Source organism: Streptomyces sp. NPDC048417 (assembly GCF_040651615.1).
Classification (GTDB): domain Bacteria; phylum Actinomycetota; class Actinomycetes; order Streptomycetales; family Streptomycetaceae; genus Streptomyces.
In genome coordinates this window covers 84,224-103,998 of sequence record NZ_JBEZKI010000033.1, presented here as the reverse complement: position 1 = coordinate 103,998, position 19,775 = coordinate 84,224, and the positions used below count along the sequence as shown (strand labels likewise).

Sequence of the window (19,775 nt, the reverse complement as noted above, 5' to 3'; positions counted from 1 at the left end):
GTCGGGCAGGATGGGGGGCATGGAGGACGAGTTGTTCCCGAGGGCGTGCGCCCAGGTCGCGCCGGGCGCCGTGCACGTCCCCGACTGGCTGAGTGCGGGGCGGCAGCGTGAGCTGCTGGACGCCTGCCGGGAGTGGGCCCGGCCACCCGCCGGGCTGCGCACGGTCCGCACTCCGCAGGGCGGCACCATGACCGCCCGCCAGGTCTGCCTGGGCTGGCACTGGTACCCGTACGCCTACGCCCGCACCGTCGTAGACGGCGACCGCAGGCCCGTCAAGCCCTTCCCGGCCTGGCTCGACGAACTGGCCCGCAGTGCGGTGACCGACGCGCTGGGCCCGCAGGCGGTGGGCGGATTGTCGTACGACATCGCACTGATCAACTTCTACGACGCCGACGCCAGGATGGGCATGCACCGGGACGCCGACGAGAAGTCGGACGCGCCGGTGGTGTCGCTGAGCCTGGGGGACACCTGCGTGTTCCGCTTCGGGAACACCGGGACCAGGACGAAGCCGTACACGGACGTGGAACTGCGCTCGGGAGACCTGTTCGTGTTCGGGGGCGAGTCGCGGCTCGCCTATCACGGAGTGCCGAGGGTGTACCCGGGCACGGCACCGGCGGAGCTGGGCCTGACCGGCCGTCTGAACGTCACGCTGAGGGTGAGCGGTTTTTGAGACGCCTCGCGGGAAGCGCCCCTTCAGGGGCGCGGGACTGAATCGATGTACGGCTCCGCCGCGTGGGCGCGACCAGCCACGACGATGCCGCACTGCGCGCACGACGCTCGCGACCGAGCAAAGCTACGGATCATGGGAGACTCGCTCTCATGAGCGGCAAGTCGGCCCCCCGCCCGACGGGGGAAGGGACCTCGAAGACCCGGTTGGACCGAGGGCGCGGTGCACTCGGCCCCGCACTGGAACTCGTGCACACAGGCCGCGCTCCCACCCGCGCCGTACTCACCGCGGAACTCGGCGTCACCCGGGCCACGGCCGGCGCCGTCGCCGCCGAGCTGGAGGCGCTCGGCCTGATCAGGGTCGACGCGCACCCGGGCGCCGCGGCCGGTTCGCAGGGCCGCCCCTCGCACCGCCTCGAGGTCGCCGAACACGGCCCCGTCGCCCTCGCCGCCCAGGTCCACGCCGACGGCTTCCGGGCCGCGCTGGTCGGCCTGGGCGGCCGGATCGTCGCCACCGCCCCCGGCTGCGAGACCGTCGACGCCGACCCGGCGAAGGTGCTCGGCTCGGTGGTGGAGGCGGGCGCCGACCTGCTCCGCACCACCGGCCTGCGCTGCGTCGGCGCCGGTCTCGCCGTACCGTCCGCCGTCGCCGAACCGGAGGGCCTCGCCCTCAACCCCCTCCACCTGGCCTGGCCGGTGGGCGCGCCGGTGCGCCGGATCTTCGCGGAGTGCGTGCGCGCGGCCGGAATCACCGGGCCGGCCTTCGCGGGCAACGACGTGAACCTCGCCGCGCTCGCTGAGCACCGGCACGGCGCGGGCAGGGGCGCCCGCGATCTGCTGTGCGTGGCCACCGGGCACCGGGGCGTCGGCGGCGCGCTCGTCCTCGACGGCCGTCTGCACACGGGGAGTTCGGGACTGGCCCTGGAGGTCGGCCACCTCACCGTCAACCCCGAGGGCCGCCCCTGCCACTGTGGCAGCCGGGGCTGCCTGGACGTCGAGGCGGATCCGCTGGCCCTGCTCATCGAGGCGGGCCGCGAACCCGGCCCCGAGGTGTCGCTGCTCCGGCAGGCCGAGGACCTGGTCCGCGACCACTACGCCGACCCGGCCGTTCGCAGGGCCGCCGAGGCCCTGATCGACCGCCTCGGCCTGGGCCTGGCCGGCCTGGTCAACATCCTGAACCCCGACCGCATCATCCTCGGCGGCCTGCACCGCACCCTGCTGGACGCCGACCCCGAGCGGCTGCGTGCCGTCGTCGCCGACCGCAGCCTGTGGGGCCAGAGCGGTGGCGTACCGATCCTGCCGTGCACGCTGAGCCACAACAGCCTGGTGGGAGCCGCCGAGTTGGCGTGGCAGCCGGTGCTGGACGATCCGCTGGGGGCGCTGCGGTGACGGCCTACCACTGAGCCGTGAGGCTCCACAGCGCCGCCACCAGCGGCCGCCGCAGATCGGGCCGCCGCACGCACAACCCGATCGGGAACCGCTCCGGCGCCGGAGCGGCCGGGACCACCGCCAGCCGGTCCCGTACCGCGCTGTGGTCCAGCACCAGTCGCGGCACCACACCCGTGCCGCAGCCCAGGGCGACCAGGGCCAACAGGGCTTCGTGGCCCTCCGGTTCGCAGGCGATGTCCGCGGGCCCGCCCCGCGCGCGGAACCAGCGGTCGGCCGCCTCGCGCACCAGGCCGCGGTGCGGCAGGACGAACGGGCCGTCGAGGCCCGGATCCGGCCGGTCGCGCGCGGTGACCAGAACCAGGTCGGTGACCGTGACCGTCCGGCTGACCAGGGGTTCCGGCAGCCGCGCCGGGATCCCGGCGACCGCCACGTCGGCTTCGCCCTCGTCGAGCCGGGCCAGCGCGGCCGCCGCGTCCCCGGTCCGCAGATCGAGCCGCACCTGGGGATGTGCGACCCGGAACGGCGCCAACAGGTCGGGCAGCAGGGCCTGGCAGGCGGTCACGGTGGCGAACACCGTCAGCCTGCCGACGAGTTCGGCCGGATCGGGGTGTTCGTCGCGGTAGGCCCGCCACAACTCCAGTGCCCGCACGGCGTATTCGCGGAAGCGGTGGCCCTCCGCCGTCAGCGACACCCCGCGCGGTCCCCGGTCGAACAGCCGGTGGCCCAGGTCGGCCTCCAGCCGCTGGACGGTCCGGGTGAGTGTCGCCGGGCTGACATGGCAGTCCAGGCTGGTCCGCCCGAAGTTCAGCGACTGCGTCAGATGGAGGAAGAGCCGCAGCTCACGGTGATCGTCCCGCACGCCTGTGACCAGGTCCTTTCATGATCCGCAACGGTACGCTGCGAAAGTTGCGCTTGCCGCAATACTCGCCGGGACCCTACAACTCGACCATGACCCTCACGAGCACTCACACCTCCCGTGTCTTCGCACTCGAAACCATGGACGTGCCCGGCGGCACGGAGACCATCCTGCGCGGCGGCCGGCACCTTTTCCCGCTGCTGCCCCAGGCGTTCGCCGGGGTCGGCAGGATCGGAGTCCTCGGCTGGGGCCCCCAGGGTCGCGCCCAGGCGCGCAACCTGCGCGACTCCCTCGCCGGTACGGACATCACGGTCGCGGTCGGGCTGCGCCCGGGCTCCGCCTCGGCCGCCGACGCCCGCGCGCACGGCTTCACCGAGGAGAACGGCACCCTCGGCGACTGGCTCGCCGTCGCCGCCGACAGCGACCTGCTCCTGCTGCTGATCGCCGACGCCGCGCTCGCCGCCCACCACGAGGAGATCTTCGCCGCGCTCAAGCCTGGCGCGGTCATCGGGCTCTCGCACGGCTTCCTGCTCGGCCATCTGCGGGAGACCGGCGGCGACTTCCCCGCCGGGCACGGCGTGATCGCCGTCTGCCCCAAGGGCATGGGTGACTCCGTGCGCCGCCTCTACGAACAGGGCGCCGAGATCAACGGCGCCGGGATCAACAGCAGTTTCGCCGTGCACGCCGACCCGGACGGCCGGGCCACCGACCTCGCCCTCGGCTGGTCGGTCGCGCTCGGAGCGCCGTACACCTTCCGCACCACGCTGGCGAGCGAGTACCGCTCCGACATCGTCGGCGAACGCGCCATTCTGCTCGGTGCCGTGCACGGCATCGTGGAGAGCCTGTACAGCCACTACCGGCTGGCCGGGGACGACGAGGTGACGGCCTACGAGCGGTCCTGCGAGAACGTGACCGGTCCGATCGCCCGGACGATCTCCCGGGCCGGACTCCGGGCCGTCCGCGAGGACCTCGACGCCGCCGGGCGCGAGGTCTTCGACCGCGCGTACACGGCGACGTACGGGCCGGCCCGTGAACTCGTCGCCGAGATCTACGACGAGGTGGCCGACGGCACCGAGCTGCGCAGTGTCATCCTGGCCGAACGGCGGCTCGGGAAGCGGGAGATGAGCCGGATCGGCGGCTCCCCGATGTGGGCGGCGGGGGAGCGGGTCCGCGCCCGGCGTGGCGAACGGGAGTTGTCGGTCGAGCCGTTCACCGCCGGTGTGTTCGTCGCCGCGATGATGGCGCAGATCGACGAGTTCGCCGAGCGCGGCCACCCCTGGTCCGAGATCGTCAACGAGTCCGTCATCGAGGCGGTCGACTCACTGCTGCCCTACATGCACGCCCGGGACGTGGCGTACATGGTCGACAACTGCTCCCGCACGGCCCGCCTCGGCACCCGCCGCTGGGGCCCCCGCTTCCAGGCGTCCTTCGAGCAGATCGCCTACCCGAACGCCGAACTCCCTGCCGACCAGACCCTGTTGACCAACTTCGACACCCACCCGGCCCACGAGGCCCTGTCCGCCGCCGCGAAACTCCGGCCGTCGGTCGACATCTCGGTCGGCTGACCCCAGTCGACGGCGAAGGCCCGGTTTACAGAACGCCAACCCTGGCGGGAGCAGCCCCACCCCCGCCGTGTACTCCCCGGGAGGTACGGCGACTGCCGCCGGCCGCACGACGACCCGGACCCCTCCCCGGAGCCAGTCTCGATGCAACACACCGAGACCTTTCGGCAAGGGAGTTGAACCGAGATGGAGACCCTGGCGAACTGGGACGGCGGGCCCGGCCCGTGGATCCTGTTCTTCCCGCTGATCTGGGCGGCCGTCGTGATCGGCGTCGTCACCGTCCTGCGCCGCACCGCGTGGCGCGGGCGCGGCGGCCCCTGGCGCCCGGCGGACGCCGGACGCCCGGCCGGCGACTCGCCGCTCGCCGTCCTCGGCCGCCGCTTCGCCTCCGGCGAGATCGACGAGGACGAGTACTGGCGGCGACTGTCCGTTCTGGAGGAGCAGTTCGGCCGCATCGGCAAGGGCGGCGCGGCATGACCACGACCACCGAGGTACGGGCCGCGGCCCGGGTCATGGGCGCCGTGAAGACGTACGGCTCCGGCGACACCGCCGTACGCGCCCTGGACGGCGTGGACGTGGCGTTCCCGGAAGGACGCTTCACCGCCATCATGGGCCCGTCGGGCTCCGGCAAGTCCACCCTGATGCACTGCGCGGCCGGCCTCGACACCCTCACCTCGGGCACCGCCTGGATCGGCGACACCGAACTGGGCTCGCTCGACGACCGGCGGCTGACCCTGCTGCGCCGCGACCGGATCGGCTTCGTCTTCCAGGCGTTCAACCTGGTGCCGACGCTGACCGTCGCGGAGAACATCACCCTGCCGCTGGACCTGGCGGGCGGGCGCGGCGACCCGGAGTGGATCGACGCACTCGTCGAGGTCGTCGGGCTGCGCGACCGGCTGCACCACCGCCCCAGCGAACTCTCCGGCGGCCAGCAGCAACGCGTGGCCGTGGCACGGGCGTTCGCCGGCCGCCCGGAGGTCGTCTTCGCCGACGAGCCCACCGGCAACCTCGACTCCCGCTCCGGCGCCGAGGTCCTCGGCCTGCTCGGCGACGCGGTACGGCGGACGGGCCGCACGGTCGTCATGGTCACCCACGACCCGGTGGCCGCCGCCCACGCCGACGAGGTCGTCTTCCTCGCCGACGGGCGCCTGGTCGACCGCATGGAGTCCCCGACCGCCGACACCGTCCTGGACCGGATGAAGGCCTTCGAGGTGCGGTCATGAACGCGTCCGTACGACTGAGCCTGTCCTCGCTGCGCGCCCACCGGCGCCGGTTCGCCGGCACCTTCCTCGCCGTGTTCCTGGGGGTCGCCTTCCTGGCCGGCACCCTGGTCATGGGCGACACCCTGCGCGCCAGCTTCGACTCGATGTTCGGCGAGGCCACCAGGGGCACGGACGCCGTGGTGCGCGGCGCCGACGCCATCACCACACCGGGCGAGGCCCAGGGCGTACGACAGCCCGTGCCGACCTCCCTGGCGCGGACCGTCGAGCAGGTGCCCGGCGTCGCGGCCGCCGCCCCGGACATCCAGGGCGCCGGCCAACTGGTCGGCGCCGACGGCAAACCCATCGGCGGCAAGGGGCCGCCCACGCTGGCCGGCAACTGGATCACCGACCCGGGGCTCAACTCCTACCGGATCGCCGAGGGCCGTGCCCCCGCCCGGTCCGGAGAGGTCGTGGTCAACCGAGGTGCCGCGAAGAAGGGCGGCCTGAAGATCGGCGACACGACCGTGCTGCGCACCCCCGACCCGGTCGAGGTGACCATCGTCGGCCTCGCGACCTTCGGCGGCGAGGACGGCATGGCCCAGGTGACCTTCACCGGCATGACACGGGCCGACGCCGAGAAGTACCTCACCGCCAGGCCCGGCGAGGCTGCGGGCATCCTCGTGCGGGCCGGACCGGGGGTCGGTCAGCAGGAGCTGGTCGACCGGCTGACTCCGGTGCTTCCCAAGGGAGTCGAGGCGATCACCGGCCAGGAGTCGGCCCAGGAGAACACCGACATGATCTCCAGCCGGTTCCTGACCGTCTTCACGACCCTCCTGCTCGTCTTCTCCGGGATCGCCCTGCTGGTCGCGACCTTCTCCATCCACAACACCTTCGCCATCGTCGTCGCCCAACGCACCCGGGAGAACGCCCTGTTGCGCGCCCTCGGCGCCTCCCGCGGCCAGGTGACCGCGACGACCCTGACAGAGGCGAGCGCCGTGGCCGTCGTGGCGTCCGCCGCCGGGCTCGCGGGCGGCATCGGGATCGCCGCCGGGCTGCAGGCGCTCTTCCCTGCGATCGGATTCCCCTTCCCCGGCGGCGACCTGGTGGTCAAGGCGTTCTCGATGGCCCTCCCGCTCGCGGTCGGTGTCGTCGTCTGCCTCGGCTCCGCGTTGCTGCCGGCCGTACGCGCCGGACGCACCGCCCCGCTGGCCGCCCTGCGCGAGACCGCCGTCGACTCCTCGGGCGCGTCCGGCCTCCGTGCGGTCGTCGGAGCCGGCCTGGGCGCCCTGGCCGTCGCCTTCGCCCTCACCGGCGTCCTGGCCCTTCCGTCCGTCTGGCTCGCGGGACTCGGCGCGCTGCTGGCCCTGGTCTCCTTCGTGATCCTGGGCCCGGTCGCCGCCACCACGGCCGTACGCCTGCTCGGCGGCCCGCTCGGCCGGCTGCGCGGAGTGACCGGCGCGCTGGCCCGCCGCAACGCGCTGCGCAGCCCCAAGCGGACCGCCGCCACCGCGAGCGCACTGATGATCGGCGTGGCCGTCGTCTCGCTGTTCACCGTGTTCGGCGCGTCCCTGAAGGCGACCATGGACCAGACGGTCTCCCGGTCCTTCGCCGGCGACCTCGCCGTCAGCAACCCGTCCTTCGGCGCGGGCGGCAGCGGACTCAGCCCCCGCCTGGCACCGGTGCTCCAGCGCCTCCCGGAGGTGGACACCGCCGTCGGACTCGGCCGCGGGGTCGCCGAAGTGGAGGGCAGGGGACGGGCACTGACGGTCACCGACCCCGCCGCCCTCGCCCGCACCTTCGACCTCGGCACCGTCCAGGGTTCACTCACCCGGCTCGGTACCGACGGCATCGCCCTCACCCGGACGGAGGCCGACCGGCAGCACCTGCACACCGGCGACACCGCCCGGCTCACCTTCACCGACGGCAAGCGGCAGGACTTCACCGTCCGCGCGGTCTACGGCCGGTCCGAGCTCGCCGGTGACTACGTCATCACCCGTGCCGCCTGGGCCCCGCACCGCATCCAGGACTCCGACACCCTGGTGGCCGTCACCCTCAGGCCCGGAGTGAGCGCCGCCACGGGCAGGGCGGCGGTGGCGAAAGTGGCCGCACGGTACGGCAACCCGCAGGTGCAGACCCGGGACGAGTACGCGCAGTCCTCGGCCGGCGGCATCGACATGATGCTCACCCTGGTCTACGCGCTGCTCGCACTCGCCGTCCTCATCGCCCTGCTCGGTATCGCCAACACGCTGACCCTCGCGATCCACGAACGCACCCGGGAACTGGGCCTGTTGCGGGCCGTCGGCCAGACCCGCCGCCAACTGCGGGCCATGGTCCGCTGGGAGTCGGTCCTGGTCGCCGCCTTCGGCACGGCCGGCGGGCTCGGCCTCGGCGCCTTCCTCGGCTGGGTCCTGGTGAGGGCCTCGGACGGCACGAGCGACACGGCGTTCGCCTTCGCCGTCCCGCCCGTCCAGCTGGCCGTCGTCGCGCTGGTGGGCGTGGCGGCGGGAGCTCTGGCTGGCCTGCGCCCGGCCCGGCGGGCGGCCCGCCTGGACGTGCTGCGGGCCATCGCCGTGGAGTAGCGCCCGGAAAGGAAACTCACCGCCCGCTCAACTGGCGACAGCCGAGCGGGCGGGAGCGCGTGCGGTGTCAGGGGCACCGGCGGTCGCGGGTACGGCAGCGGAGGCTCCGGCGGTCGCGGGTACGGCAGCGGAGGCTCCGGCGGCCGTGAGTGCGGCAGCGGAGGCACTGACGCCGACCGGTTCGGTGGCGGGGGCGCCGGCGGTCGCGTGCCCGGCAGCGGGCGCACCGGTGGCCACCGGACCCGCCGCGACGACATGCCGGGTTGCCGGCTCGGCCGTACGGCGCTGCGGGCGGTCCGCCTTCGGTGTGGCGGTCGGCGCGGGCAGGGTGAACCACACGACCTTGCCGTCGTCGTGCGGCCGTACTCCCCAGCTCTCGCTGACCGCGGCCACCATCGCCAGGCCCCGGCCGCAGGTGGCCATCGGCGCGACGTCCGTGCCGTCCTCGACCACCGGCAGACGGGGATCGTGGTCACGGACCGACACCGTGAGCCGGTCGAGCTGGAGCTCGATCTCCACGGTGCAGTTCTTGTCGGGTTGGGCGTGTCGGTGGACGTTGGTCAGCAACTCGGTCACACCGAGCGCGGCCCGGTCGATCAACGGGTCCAGATGCCAGTAGCGCAACTGTGCAGATACGATTCTGCGGATCTGTCCGATCCGCGCGGGCAGGGCTTGGAGCTCCACCGAGCAGTGTCTGCTTGGGTGTTCGATCACGACTGCGACTCCCCGACGTGAGGTCCGGAAGAACACGGAGAACGGATCCAGCAGGGCGCCGCCGTCCATGGGGCCGCCTGCTGTTGTGGCCGGCGGGCTGGTTCGCAGCGTTATCGCCGGTAAACCCAGAGTGACGTGAGACAAGCGTGACCCAATGCGCATGGTCCCGCAACTCGCCGTGGTTCAGTGGTCACGCCCGGCGGCCCGCCGTACCGCCTCGATGAAGCGGCGCGCCGCGGGCGGCCCGGGCTCGCCCGGCGCCGGATCGTGGTCGCCGAGGGTGAGGGAGTAGCGCTGGCCGTTCAGGTCGGCCAGAGCCCGGTCCTCCGACGCGAACCACGGCTTCGAGGCCCGTACCGCCTGCACGGGCGCGCTGTCGATCTCGCTGCCGTAGCTGGTCAGCAGTTGCAGCCTGCCGTCCCTTATCCGGACCTGCCCGGCCCGGGTGAGCGAACGCAGCCGCTTGTCGATCCGCACGCCCTTCGCCGTGAACTCCGGCTCCGCCATTCTGCCCCGCCCCTTTTCGAGTACCTCGGTCACCGGCCCGCGAGCTTGTGGCCCCGGCCGGCGCGCTCCGGCTCGTGTACGTGATCCAGTGTGCGCCCCCGTTCGGGACGTTCGTCCCGTCCGGTGGCAGTCTGCCCGCCCTCGACGAGGAGCACCAGTGCGCACGGGCCGCCGGGCAGGGGGCGCCCGGAGCACTCGCGGCAATGCGCCCCCCGAAGGATTCGAGCCACCGTGCCACAGGGGGCCTTTGAGGCGCTCAAAGATGCGTTTATGCAGGTGAGAAGCTGTGTGAAAGGTGTTTATGATCGGTGTGCCGGCCGCGCTCGGACGCCGTCGGCGCCCAGCGTAAGGAGCCCGCCGTGAGCACCACCCCGCAGATCCGCACCGGCGCCACCCTCGACGTCGACCACAGCGACGCCGGGTACCGCGACTGGCTCAAAGAAGCCGTCCGCAAGGTCCAGGCGGACGCGAACCGCTCGGCGGACACCCACCTGCTGCGCTTCCCGCTGCCCGAGGCGTGGGGCATCGACCTCTACCTCAAGGACGAGTCGACCCATCCCACAGGAAGCCTCAAGCACCGGCTGGCCCGCTCGCTCTTCCTCTACGGTCTGTGCAATGGCTGGATCCGGCCGGGCCGTCCCGTGATCGAGGCGTCCAGCGGCTCGACGGCGGTCTCCGAGGCGTACTTCGCCAAGCTGATCGGCGTGCCCTTCATCGCCGTCATGCCGCGGACCACCAGCTCCGAGAAGTGCCGGCTCATCGAATTCCACGGCGGCCGGTGCCACTTCGTGGACGACCCCCGGAAGATGTACGAGGAGTCCGCGCGCCTCGCGGTGGAGACCGGCGGCCACTACATGGACCAGTTCACCTACGCCGAACGGGCCACGGACTGGCGCGGCAACAACAACATCGCCGAATCCATCTTCCGTCAGCTGGAGTTGGAGCGGTTCCCGGAGCCGGCGTGGATCGTCGCCACGGCGGGGACCGGCGGTACGTCCGCGACCCTGGCGCGCTATGTCCACTACACCCAGCGCGATACCCGGATCTGTGTCGCCGACCCCGAGAACTCCTGCTTCTTCGAGGGCTGGACCACCGGCGATCCGGACGTCACCTGCGACTGCGGGTCCCGGATCGAGGGCATCGGCCGGCCGCGGATGGAGCCCAGTTTCGTGCCCGGGGCCATCGACCGGATGATGAAGGTGCCGGACGCGGCGAGCGTGGCGGCGGTGCGGGCGCTGGAGCGGGCGATCGGGCGGAAGGCGGGCGGTTCCACCGGGACCGGGCTGTGGAGTGCGCTGAAGATCGTCTCCGAGATGGTGGCGGCGGGGCGCACGGGGAGCGTGGTGACACTGCTGTGCGATCCGGGGGACCGGTATCTCGACAAGTACTACTCGGATTCCTGGCTGGAGGAGCAGGGGCTGGACATCGCTCCCTGCGCGGCTGCGATCGAGGCGTTGCTGGCGACCGGGGTGTGGCCGGAATGAACGGGCGTGCCGCGCCGCCTGAAGCTGTGGGCGCTGTGGACCGCGGCGTTCACAGCCTCCTGTCCAAGGCCCGTATCCCCTCGCGGATCGCCCGGCCCATGCCCGGCGCCGCCAGTCGGCACATCGCCCGGAACAGCGCCGTACCGTCCAGTGCGAACGTCATCCGCACCCGCGTCCCGGTGCCGGACGCTATGAGGCGCCACTCCTCCAGCCATGCCCTCGCGCCCGGTACGTTCGCCACGTCGACCCGGTAGACGTACACCTCGGGCGCCTTTGACGCGATCACCGTCTCCTCGAAGCGCACGCCGCCCTGGAGCCGGACTTCACGGCCGTGCTCCGTCCGGCGGGCCGACTTCACCCCGGTGAGCCACTGCGACCAGCCCGGCACGTCCTCCGCCAGGGCCCGGAAGACCGTCTCCGGCGCTGCCGTCATCTCCCGCCCGAACACGAGCCGTACGGGTGCGGTCTCGACGAAGTCGAGTCCCACCGGGCGCAGTTGGTGAGCCACCGGGCCGACCTCCTCGTGAGACGCTGTCCCGAAAAGGTAGCTGACGGCCCGTCAGCTGTCTGCACCCTCAGTCGGTTTCGCCCGCCACCACCAGGCGGCGCAGGTGTTCGGAGATCTCCGCACGCGCCGCGGCCGGCAGCCCGGCGTCCGTGACCAGTGTGTCGACCTGCTCCAGCTTGGCGAACGAACTCAGGCCCACCGTGCCCCACTTGGTGTGGTCGGCGACCACCACGACCCGTCGGGCCGACTGCACCAGGCGCCGGTTGGTCTCCGCCTCCGCGAGGTTCGGCGTGGACAGGCCGGCCTCCACCGATATGCCGTGCACCCCGAGGAACAGCAGGTCGAAGTGGAGTGCCCCGATCGCCTGGTCCGCCACCGGGCCGACCAGCGAGTCCGACGGGGTGCGCACCCCGCCGGTCAGGACGACGGTCGCCGCTCCCTGCCGCTGCCCGGAGACCCGCTGCGCCGCGTGGAAGACGTCCGCGACCCGCACCGAGTTCGTCACCACGGTCAGATCGGGGACCTCAAGGAGTTGATGGGCCAGCGCGTACGTCGTCGTACCGCCGGACAGGGCGATCGCCGTGCCCGGTACGACCAGTTCGGCGGCGGCCCGGGCGATGTCCTCCTTGGCGGTCAGCTCCAGCCCCGACTTGGCCTCGAACCCCGGCTCGTGGGTGCTCGCCTCGACCACCGGTACCGCGCCGCCGTGCACCTTCTCCAGCACGCCCTGCCGCGCCAGCGCGTCCAGGTCCCGGCGTACGGTCATGTCCGAGACGCCGAGCTTGCGGGTCAGTTCGTTGACCCGAACGCCACCCCGGCGCCGGACCTCGTCCAGGATCAGGGCGCGGCGCTGCTCCGCGAGGAGGTTCTGGTTCTCGCTCACGTACGCTCCGGTCCTCTCGCCTCAAGCCGTCCGACACGCCCTGCGTACCGGCTCCGACCAGGACATTCCGCCCGGCTCCGGTGCGTGGGCGCCCCATCCTTTCACGGGACCACGCCGGTTGCGCCACTCCCTGTGTCGGTGCGCACATGTCATTCGGTCACCACGTGTTCCACCGGGTGTCACACACAACGGGGAGATTCCGTGGCGAGTGGTGTGCGTCACACCGGAATCGGAGATCCTGGAACCCGCACGGACACAGACCATCGGCGCGTCACGGGGGAAGTGCGAGAAGAGTGGAACGCGCGCAGGAACGTACTGCCGGCGACCTCGCGGAGCGGCCGGCGGCGACGGAGACCGCACCCGCCCAACCGCCCGGTGCCACGCCGGGCGACCCGGCCGAGCGGCCGGCGGCCGAGCGGCTCGTGGTGGAGACGACCGGTCAGGCCGGGCGGTTGACGGCCGAGCAGGGTGGTTCCGTCCAGCGGCTCACCGGCGGGGAGACCGGCTCCGTCGGGCGGTTGGCCGTACCGGAGATCGACCTGGAACTGCTGGTCCACGGGGTCGGCGGCAGCACGCCGGAGAAGATGCTCGGTGACCCGCGCACGGTGCGGATCACCGGCGACGACACGGCCGCCGTCTTCCGGCGCGCCGAGGACGTCGACGCGGAGTCCCGGCCCGGCGACTACCGGGACCGTCCGGTGCCCGAGGCGTACGTCTGGTGCAACCTCACCTCCGGCAACGCCTCCCGGGCCCTGTGGCTGCTGCTCCTGCCGTTCATGGTGGTCAACCTCGCCCACTGGATGCGCCCCGCCGCCCAGGACCGGCCGCGCACCGTCCGCTTCTACGGCCTGCTGGTCCGGCTCGCCGGGCTCACCCTGACGGTCCTGCTGGTCGCCGCCGCCTGCGAGGTCGCCCTGGACCTGGCCGCCTGGCAGTGCGCGGGCGTCACCGCCTGCGCCCGCAGGCACTCCTGGCTCGGTTTCCTCTCACCCGCCGGCTCCGACGGCGGCTGGTGGAGCGCCCCCGGCCGCCGGCTCGCCCTGGCCGCCGTGGTGCCCACGGCGCTGACCGGCCTGCTCTGGTACCTCTCGCACCGCACCTGGAGCGCCTACGAATCCACCCGCCCCCTGGCCCACGATGCCGAGCCCGGGCACACCTCCCTCGGCAGCCCCGGCTTCTGGTACGGGCGCCGGCTGGTGGCCCGGCTGCGCGCCGCCCACACCACGGCGGGCCTGCTCACGGTCGCCGCCGCGGTCCTCGCACCGGCGGCCGCCTTCGACCGCCGGGCCGGCGGACCCGCGGTACTCGACACGGCAGGGTGGCTGCTGTTCGGTGCACTGGCCGCCCTGGCGGTCGCCGCGGTGTGGGTGGTCTGCCGCCGGGGCCGCAGCGAGAACCTCCTCGACCAGGAGCTCGACCGGCATCTGGTACGACGCCTGCCGCTCGGCGCGCTCGCCCTGCTGATCCTCGTCGCGCTGTACGCCGGCTGGTCCCGGCCGGGTTGGCGCTCCGTGGGGCGGCTCGCCGGGGACCCCGCCTTCGGCGGCCTGGCCCTGGCCCAGGGCGTGCTGGTGATCGTCCTCGGGGTCGTCGCGCACGACCTGCACCGCCGGCTCCCCGATCCGCGCGCCGCGATGCGCGGTCTGGGCGGGCCGGCCGTCGCGCTGCTCGCCTGCGCGCTGGGCGGGGTGATCTCGGGCGGGGTCGCCCAGCGGGTCTCCGACTGGCTGGACGGCACCGGAACCTCCCTCGCCGGGCCGCCGGTACTGCTGACCTGGCAGGCCTCGGTGATCCCGCCCGTCCTCGTGGTGCTGCTCGCCGCGGTCGCCTGGCTCTCCTGGCGCACCTCGCGGCTCGGCCACGCCGAACGCGCCGCCGTCGCCGTCGGCCACGCCGGCGAGCCGGAGGACACGGCACGTACCCGCCGTATCGCCGGGGTCCGTGCCATGGCCGCCCTCACCGACCGGACGCCATTCGTCGTCACCGTGCTCTGCGCGGCCACGCTGGTGCTGGGCGCCGGGGCGCTGGTGGGCGCGCTCGCCACCGGCAAGACCCCGGACGCGGCCGCCGACCGGACCTACGCCCTGGTACACGGCGCGGCCCAGGCCTCCCAGGCGCTCGGCTCCTGGCTGGTCGGGCTCGGCTTCATACTCTTCGTCACCTGGGGCCGGCGCGCCTACAAGGACGCCTCCGCCCGGCGCACCATCGGCATCCTCTGGGACGTCGGCACCTTCTGGCCGCGCGCCGCCCACCCCTTCGCGCCGCCCTGCTACGCCGAGCGCGCGGTCCCCGACCTGACCTGGCGCATGGACACCTGGACCCGCGGCACCGGAGGCCGGCTGGTCATCTCCGGCCACTCCCAGGGCAGCGTCCTCGCGGCCGCGGCGGCCTGGCAACTGACCCCGTCGGTCCGCAAGCGCGTCGCCCTGCTGACGTACGGCTCCCCGCTGGAGCGCCTCTACGGCCGCTGGTTCCCCGCCCACTTCGGTCCGGCCGAACTCGGCTTCCTGCACCGCGAGGTCGCCTGCTGGCGCAACCTCTACCGCCTCACCGACCCCATCGGCGGCCCTGTACGGATCCCCGGTGACGGCGGCCCGGCGGTCGACCACACTCCCCTGAAGGACCCTCTCGCCTACGGACGTACCCCGGGGCACCCGCTTCCGGCCCCGATCCTGGGCCACACCGACTACCAGGCGGACCCGGTCTTCGCCGAGGAACGGGAGGAACTGCTGGCGCGGCTGCGCCCGGAACTGCCCGGGCAGCGCCCGCAACCGGCGGGCTGATCAGCCGAGTTCGGGGAGGTCCTCCGCGTACAGCAGGGTGAGGTCGTCGGTGCTCGGGTCGCTGAGCTGGGCGACCCGGCTCGCGTGCCGCTCGACCATCGCCTCGAAGGTCTGCCGGGCGGTACGGCCGTTGCCGAACGCGGGGCCCTTGGGGAGCACCGTGAAGTACGTCCGCAGCGCCTCGAAGGCGCCCGGCGCCAGCCGGTACTCGTGCTCGTCGGCCTGCTGTTCCACGATCCGCAGCAGTTCGTCCGGGCCGTAGTCGCTGAAGGTGATGGTCCGGGAGAACCGGGACGCCACCCCGGGGTTGACCGAAAGGAAGCGCTCCATCTCCTCCGTGTAACCCGCGACGATCACCACCACGGCGTCCCGGTGGTCCTCCATCAGCTTCACCAGCGTGTCGATGGCCTCCTTGCCGAAGTCCCGCCCGGCGTCCTCCGGCGACAGCGCGTACGCCTCGTCGATGAACAGCACACCGCCGTGCGCCCGTTGGAAGGCCTCCTGGGTGCGGATCGCCGTGGAGCCGATGTGCTCGCCGACCAGGTCGACCCGGGACACCTCGACCAGATGGCCCTTCTCCAGCACCCCGAGGGAGGCGAGGATCTCGCCGTAGAGCCGGGCGACCGTCGTCTTGCCGGTGCCGGGGGAGCCGGTGAAGACCAGGTGCCGCTTGACCGAGGCGGCCTTCAGACCGGCCTGCTGGCGGCGCCGGCCGACCTCGATCATGTCGGTCAGCGCACGCACCTCGCGCTTGACGCTCTCCAGGCCGACCAGCGCGTCGAGTTCACCGAGCACGGCCTGGGAGGTGCGGGCCGGCTCCTGGGGCGCGGCCGGGGTCAGGAGCGGTTCCTGCTCGGTGCTGCGCTGGCCGGGGATCGCACCCAGCAGGCCGGGGGTCTGGTGTGCGGTCTGCACGACCGGCTCGTGTGCCGCGGGCGGCCGCAGGCTGCCGCTCTCGTCGCTGGTGCAGTCCTCCACCACAGGGCCGGTGCCCGAGCCCGCGTCCGGGCCGCCGTCCGCGAACTCGTAACCCCCGCGCGCACACCGTTCCGTACGGCACTTGCGCAGCGTCGTACGGCAGCCGTCGATCACATGGAACCCGTAGCCGGCGCTGCCGGTGACCCGGCAGTTCTGGAAGGTGCCGCGGCCGCCCGCCGACACGTAGAAGCCCGCCTCGGCCGGGGAGTCCACCGTGCAGCGCTCTATGGTGGGGTCGGCGCCCTTGGTGACGATCACTCCGGTCTGGGTGCCGTCCACCGTGCAGTTGTTGAGGGTGCCGCCGCTGCCGTGGTCGCGGAACCAGGCGCCGGTGGCCGCGTCCCGGATCCGGCAGTCGTCCAGCTGCGCGGTCGCCCCGTCGCTCACCGACACCGCCGTGTTGCGCACCTGGGAGAGGTCGCTGTCGACGACGTCCGCGCGGGAGCCGCGGTCCAGCACGAACAGCGCGTCCGGCACGTCGTGCACCCGGCAGGAGTCCAGGACGACGGTGGCGCCGTCGCTCACCCACACCGCCGGGTAGTCGCCCGTGCTGTCGAAGATCTCGCACTGGTTGGCGTCCACGCGGGTGCCCGGGTCCCATACCGACAGCCCGTTGCGCCCGAACTGGCGCACGGTCGTGCGTGTCAGCGTCAGCACCGAGCGCGAACGCAGGTCGACCGCGTTCTCCGGGATGTCGTGGATACGGCAGTCGGCGAGGGTGAGCACCGCGTCGGTGTCGAGCGTCACGCCGTCGGCGGTGGTGCGGTGCACATCGCAGTCGGTGAGGTGCGCCGTGGCGCGCGCGGTGACCTGCACACCGGAGCCGCGCACCTCGTAGATCTCGCATCCCACGGCCTCCAGCGCGGAGTTCTCGCCGGTCGCCGTCACCCCCGTCCCCGAGGCGTGGTGGATCCGGCAGCGCTCCAGCCGCGGGTGGCCGCCGCCGCGCACCGCCACGCCCGCCTGACCGGCCGCGACGACCTCACACTCCTCGAACACCCCACCGCCGCCGTCGAGTACGGCGATGCCGATGCCGGCCGGGTTGTCCACGGTGCACCGCCGCACGGTCGGCCGCGCCCCGCCGCGCACCTCGATGCCGACGGCGGAGCGGGTGACGATCCGCACGTCCAGCAGCTCGGGCGTGCCCTCCTCGACGAGCAGCGCGGGCGCGGCCGCGTCCTGGCCCTCGACATGCAGGTCCTGTACGACCGCCGAGGCCCGGACCGTCAGCGGCACTCCGTCCGCGGGCGCGATGCGCACCGAGCCGGGCGAGCCCTCCGGGCCGCGCAGCGTCACCGAGCGCTGGACGACGAGGTTCTCCCGGTAGGTGCCGGGCGCGACCGTCAGGACGTCACCGTCCGCGGCGGCCTCCAGGGCGGCGGCGAGCGACGCGTACTCACCCGTGCGGCGCCGCCACCTCGATGTGCCGGTGTGCGTCACCTGGACCGTGCCCTGTGCCATGGCGTTGCTGAGCCCCCACCTCGTCGTACAGATCGCTTGCTCGCCTTCGGGTCGGCCACCTCGGAGGATGCCCGGCCCCTGCGGTCCGCTCGCGCGCGGGTCGATACCGAATGCCCTTCGGCCGGTCCACCGTAGCGTGCGCCGAGGTGGTGCATTGACCAGAGGGACAAAGGCTCTCAGCTGCCGGTGCCGGCCTTGCCCCAGTCCGGGCCCGCCCGGTCCCAGGCCTGGTCCCAACGTGCGTATCTGCGACGGACCATACGCCAGACGATCATCTTTCTGGCGCTCTCGACCAGACCCGCGGTGAGCAGGGTCGCGCCGAACCCGGCCAGTACGGCATGGGTCGTCGCGGTGGCGGAGTCCAGCGGGCGCGCCGTCAGTAGGCCGTGCCCGTCCGTCCAGACGCCGAAGTGGTCGCCCTCGTGCGGTGACTTGAGGGCCGTCAGGGCCGCGCCGTGTTGCCGGGTGCCGTCCGGTGCGGTCCAGTCGGCGAGGACGCGGCTGCGGGTGTCGTGGGCGCTGGTGGCGTCCGGGTCGGGCTCGACCAGGGAGCCGCTCAGCTTCCGTACGACGGTGGCGGTGACCAGATGCCGGTCGTGCTGCTGCTGCCGCACGGACCGCTGGAGGGCGTCCTGGGCGGCGGCGCCGACGAGCGAGCCGAGTACGGGCGCGGCCACCACGATCAACAGCAGTGCCACCAGGGCCACCCAGGCCTCGACCAGATCGGTCGCGCGGCGCAGCGGATTGCGCCGCCAGCGCCACAGGCCGCGGATCGCTCGCACCGTCCACCACCCCCTTCCGCTCCGTGATAACCCCCGCCCGAGCCGTTCACCCGCGAGCCCGGCCGAAGAGAGAGCGAAATCACCCCGGCCAGGGCTCTCAGGAACTTCTCACGACCCCAACGACCGGGCCGAGGCCTTGGGTTCCCGTGGGAGCGGAGATCACTCGAGTCGAAGTCGAAGGCGGCTCGGGGGAGGTTGAGCGGGAGCGGGCCCTCGTCGGCGTGACCGTCCCGCGCCATGAGGGGAGTCGCGGGCGTCGAGCGGAGCCTGTGCGGTGTTCGGCAGGGGGCAACCGTCAACGAGGCGCACGGTCTCGCCCGGCAACACGTAGGCCGGGTCGATCGGGCGGCGGGGGCGTCCGTGCGGACGCGGCGGGCGTCGGTTCCCAGGTGGTCGTCGCACCACGCGTGCGTGGTCCGGGCCGGGAGAACCGATCCTGCTGTGTGCCATGGACGACCGCAGGCACTGCGGCCGCCGGCTCCGCCATCGGGGCCTGCCCGGGCGGGGGCAGGCGCATGCCGCCACCGGACAGCAGCTCGGCGGCGGCCGGTGCGAGACGCGGCTGTGCGCGCCGGGTGACGACCTTTCCCCCGTCGTCGATCAGAGCCCGGCGGTGGACACCGGCCGGCCCCCAGGGCTCCACGACGGCCTGCCGGGGCGGGAGGCCCCGGAGCGTCTTGACCGGGTGAACGTGCACCGACCGTGGTTCGGCGATCCCCATGACGCCATCGTGCCGGGCGGCACCGACATCAGGGGATGCCGATCAGTAGCCGCGGTACTGCTGCTGTTGCTGGTTGTTGTACGGGTCCTGGTACGGAGCCGTCGGCGCGGGGCGCGGAGCCGCCGGGCGCATCGCCTCGTACCCGGTGCCGCCCATCATCGGGCGCGGCTGCTGTGGCTGCTGCTGCCCGGGGTAGCCGCGCGGTGCCGTCGCCTGCTGGGGGATGTACGCCGTGGGCGCCTGCTGCAGCGGAGCGGGCTGCTGCATCTGCGGGTAGCCGTAGCCGGGGGCCGGCTGGGAGGGGCCCGCCGGGAGGGCGGGCAGTGCCGACGGGAGCGCGGGCAGGTTCAGGCTGCTGGGCGCGTCGTAGGCGGGAGGGACCCGGATCGGGGCGATCTGCGGGGTGCCCCGCTCGGCCACGAGGGAGTCGTAGATCGGAGTGTCCGGGAAGGAGGCGGAGTAGTAGCCGCCGCCATAGGTGGAGCGGGGGGAGGTCATGGCACATAAGTTAAGCCCACGATGTGCTGGTTGGGGAGACCGATAAGAGGGTTGTTTTCCGTGTCGGCAGTGACGCCGGATCCCCAATCCGAGCGAACTCGGCAAAAAAGGACGGCAATCAACGTTCTGATCGTGTAAAGGCCGAGTTCCGCGGTGGTTACCCGCAGTTGGACAGGGATCTTCCTGTGCGGCTGATGGGACT

At 73.0% G+C, this 19,775-nt stretch carries 16 protein-coding genes and 1 pseudogene; 8 read left to right on the top strand and 9 right to left on the bottom strand.

Annotated elements, in window-relative coordinates; translation table 11 throughout:
* Positions 1-19 precede the first annotated feature (19 nt).
* On the top strand, positions 20-670 hold the full coding sequence (locus AB0D59_RS40420) for an alpha-ketoglutarate-dependent dioxygenase AlkB (protein WP_362576207.1): 651 nt from the start codon (positions 20-22) through the stop codon (positions 668-670).
* A gap of 149 nt (positions 671-819) precedes the next feature.
* Positions 820-2,055, top strand: coding sequence for an ROK family protein (locus AB0D59_RS40415; RefSeq protein WP_362576205.1), 1,236 nt, complete (start codon positions 820-822; stop codon positions 2,053-2,055).
* A 4-nt stretch (positions 2,056-2,059) separates the two neighbouring features.
* Here the strand turns inward: AB0D59_RS40415 and ilvY are convergent, their stop codons facing one another.
* Positions 2,060-2,914: an HTH-type transcriptional activator IlvY gene (gene ilvY / locus AB0D59_RS40410; protein ID WP_362576203.1), complete on the bottom strand. Its 855-nt coding sequence runs from the start codon at positions 2,912-2,914 to the stop codon at positions 2,060-2,062.
* Positions 2,915-3,003: 89 nt separating this feature from the next.
* On the opposite strand from ilvY, the gene AB0D59_RS40405 reads away from it, so the two are divergent.
* From AB0D59_RS40405 to AB0D59_RS40390, 4 genes are all read left to right on the top strand, one after another.
* On the top strand, positions 3,004-4,476 hold the full coding sequence (locus tag AB0D59_RS40405) for a ketol-acid reductoisomerase (RefSeq protein WP_362576201.1): 1,473 nt from the start codon (positions 3,004-3,006) through the stop codon (positions 4,474-4,476).
* Positions 4,477-4,659: 183 nt separating this feature from the next.
* On the top strand, positions 4,660-4,950 hold the full coding sequence (locus AB0D59_RS40400) for an SHOCT domain-containing protein (RefSeq protein ID WP_362576199.1): 291 nt from the start codon (positions 4,660-4,662) through the stop codon (positions 4,948-4,950).
* Positions 4,947-5,696, top strand: a complete 750-nt coding sequence (locus tag AB0D59_RS40395; RefSeq protein WP_362576197.1) for an ABC transporter ATP-binding protein — start codon at positions 4,947-4,949, stop codon at positions 5,694-5,696. Before AB0D59_RS40400 ends, AB0D59_RS40395 begins: the two co-directional genes overlap by 4 nt.
* The gene (locus AB0D59_RS40390) at positions 5,693-8,254 is read left to right on the top strand and encodes an FtsX-like permease family protein (RefSeq protein ID WP_362576195.1); all 2,562 of its coding nucleotides are present in this window, start codon (positions 5,693-5,695) and stop codon (positions 8,252-8,254) included. The genes AB0D59_RS40395 and AB0D59_RS40390 overlap by 4 nt, the downstream gene beginning before the upstream one ends.
* Positions 8,255-8,566: 312 nt before the next feature.
* Here AB0D59_RS40390 and AB0D59_RS40385 read toward each other — a convergent pair.
* Positions 8,567-8,968: pseudogene (locus AB0D59_RS40385) on the bottom strand (ATP-binding protein); the annotation flags it as partial.
* Positions 8,969-9,151: 183 nt separating this feature from the next.
* Positions 9,152-9,475: a hypothetical protein gene (locus tag AB0D59_RS40380; protein ID WP_362576193.1), complete on the bottom strand. Its 324-nt coding sequence runs from the start codon at positions 9,473-9,475 to the stop codon at positions 9,152-9,154.
* A 359-nt stretch (positions 9,476-9,834) separates the two neighbouring features.
* Between AB0D59_RS40380 and AB0D59_RS40375 the strand changes: the two genes are divergently transcribed.
* Positions 9,835-10,959, top strand: coding sequence for a PLP-dependent cysteine synthase family protein (locus tag AB0D59_RS40375; protein WP_362576191.1), 1,125 nt, complete (start codon positions 9,835-9,837; stop codon positions 10,957-10,959).
* Positions 10,960-11,008: 49 nt separating this feature from the next.
* On the opposite strand, the gene AB0D59_RS40370 is transcribed toward AB0D59_RS40375, so the two are convergent.
* Both AB0D59_RS40370 and AB0D59_RS40365 read right to left on the bottom strand, forming a co-directional pair.
* A complete protein-coding gene (locus tag AB0D59_RS40370; protein WP_362576189.1) occupies positions 11,009-11,467 on the bottom strand; it encodes an SRPBCC family protein in 459 nt (152 codons plus the stop codon).
* 67 nt (positions 11,468-11,534) lie between these two features.
* Entirely contained in the window at positions 11,535-12,350 is an 816-nt protein-coding gene (locus AB0D59_RS40365) for a DeoR/GlpR family DNA-binding transcription regulator (RefSeq protein ID WP_351712876.1), read from the bottom strand.
* Between the two features lie 518 nt (positions 12,351-12,868).
* On the opposite strand from AB0D59_RS40365, the gene AB0D59_RS40360 reads away from it, so the two are divergent.
* On the top strand, positions 12,869-15,133 hold the full coding sequence (locus AB0D59_RS40360) for a hypothetical protein (RefSeq protein ID WP_362576267.1): 2,265 nt from the start codon (positions 12,869-12,871) through the stop codon (positions 15,131-15,133).
* On the opposite strand, the gene AB0D59_RS40355 is transcribed toward AB0D59_RS40360, so the two are convergent.
* The 4 genes from AB0D59_RS40355 to AB0D59_RS40340 all read right to left on the bottom strand — a co-directional run bounded on the left by AB0D59_RS40355 (position 15,134) and on the right by AB0D59_RS40340 (position 19,573).
* Complete coding sequence (locus AB0D59_RS40355) at positions 15,134-17,572, bottom strand: right-handed parallel beta-helix repeat-containing protein (protein WP_362576187.1); 2,439 nt, start codon at positions 17,570-17,572, stop codon at positions 15,134-15,136.
* Positions 17,573-17,748: 176 nt separating this feature from the next.
* Positions 17,749-18,354, bottom strand: a complete 606-nt coding sequence (locus AB0D59_RS40350; protein ID WP_362576186.1) for a hypothetical protein — start codon at positions 18,352-18,354, stop codon at positions 17,749-17,751.
* Positions 18,355-18,649: 295 nt separating this feature from the next.
* Complete coding sequence (locus AB0D59_RS40345) at positions 18,650-19,075, bottom strand: MOSC N-terminal beta barrel domain-containing protein (RefSeq protein ID WP_362576184.1); 426 nt, start codon at positions 19,073-19,075, stop codon at positions 18,650-18,652.
* 42 nt (positions 19,076-19,117) lie between these two features.
* The gene (locus tag AB0D59_RS40340) at positions 19,118-19,573 is read right to left on the bottom strand and encodes a DUF6643 family protein (RefSeq protein WP_362576182.1); all 456 of its coding nucleotides are present in this window, start codon (positions 19,571-19,573) and stop codon (positions 19,118-19,120) included.
* Positions 19,574-19,775 lie beyond the last annotated feature (202 nt).

Bases quoted from the DNA above. Each gene is read 5' to 3' on its own strand.
- AB0D59_RS40420 (WP_362576207.1), top strand. From the start codon at position 20: ATGGAGGACGAGTTGTTCCCGAGGGCGTGCGCCCAGGTCGCGCCGGGC.
- AB0D59_RS40415 (WP_362576205.1), top strand. From the start codon at position 820: ATGAGCGGCAAGTCGGCCCCCCGCCCGACGGGGGAAGGGACCTCGAAG.
- AB0D59_RS40405 (WP_362576201.1), top strand. From the start codon at position 3,004: ATGACCCTCACGAGCACTCACACCTCCCGTGTCTTCGCACTCGAAACC.
- AB0D59_RS40400 (WP_362576199.1), top strand. From the start codon at position 4,660: ATGGAGACCCTGGCGAACTGGGACGGCGGGCCCGGCCCGTGGATCCTG.
- AB0D59_RS40395 (WP_362576197.1), top strand. From the start codon at position 4,947: ATGACCACGACCACCGAGGTACGGGCCGCGGCCCGGGTCATGGGCGCC.
- AB0D59_RS40390 (WP_362576195.1), top strand. From the start codon at position 5,693: ATGAACGCGTCCGTACGACTGAGCCTGTCCTCGCTGCGCGCCCACCGG.
- AB0D59_RS40380 (WP_362576193.1), bottom strand. From the start codon at position 9,475: ATGGCGGAGCCGGAGTTCACGGCGAAGGGCGTGCGGATCGACAAGCGG.
- AB0D59_RS40355 (WP_362576187.1), bottom strand. From the start codon at position 17,572: ATGGCACAGGGCACGGTCCAGGTGACGCACACCGGCACATCGAGGTGG.
- AB0D59_RS40345 (WP_362576184.1), bottom strand. From the start codon at position 19,075: ATGGGGATCGCCGAACCACGGTCGGTGCACGTTCACCCGGTCAAGACG.
- AB0D59_RS40340 (WP_362576182.1), bottom strand. From the start codon at position 19,573: ATGACCTCCCCCCGCTCCACCTATGGCGGCGGCTACTACTCCGCCTCC.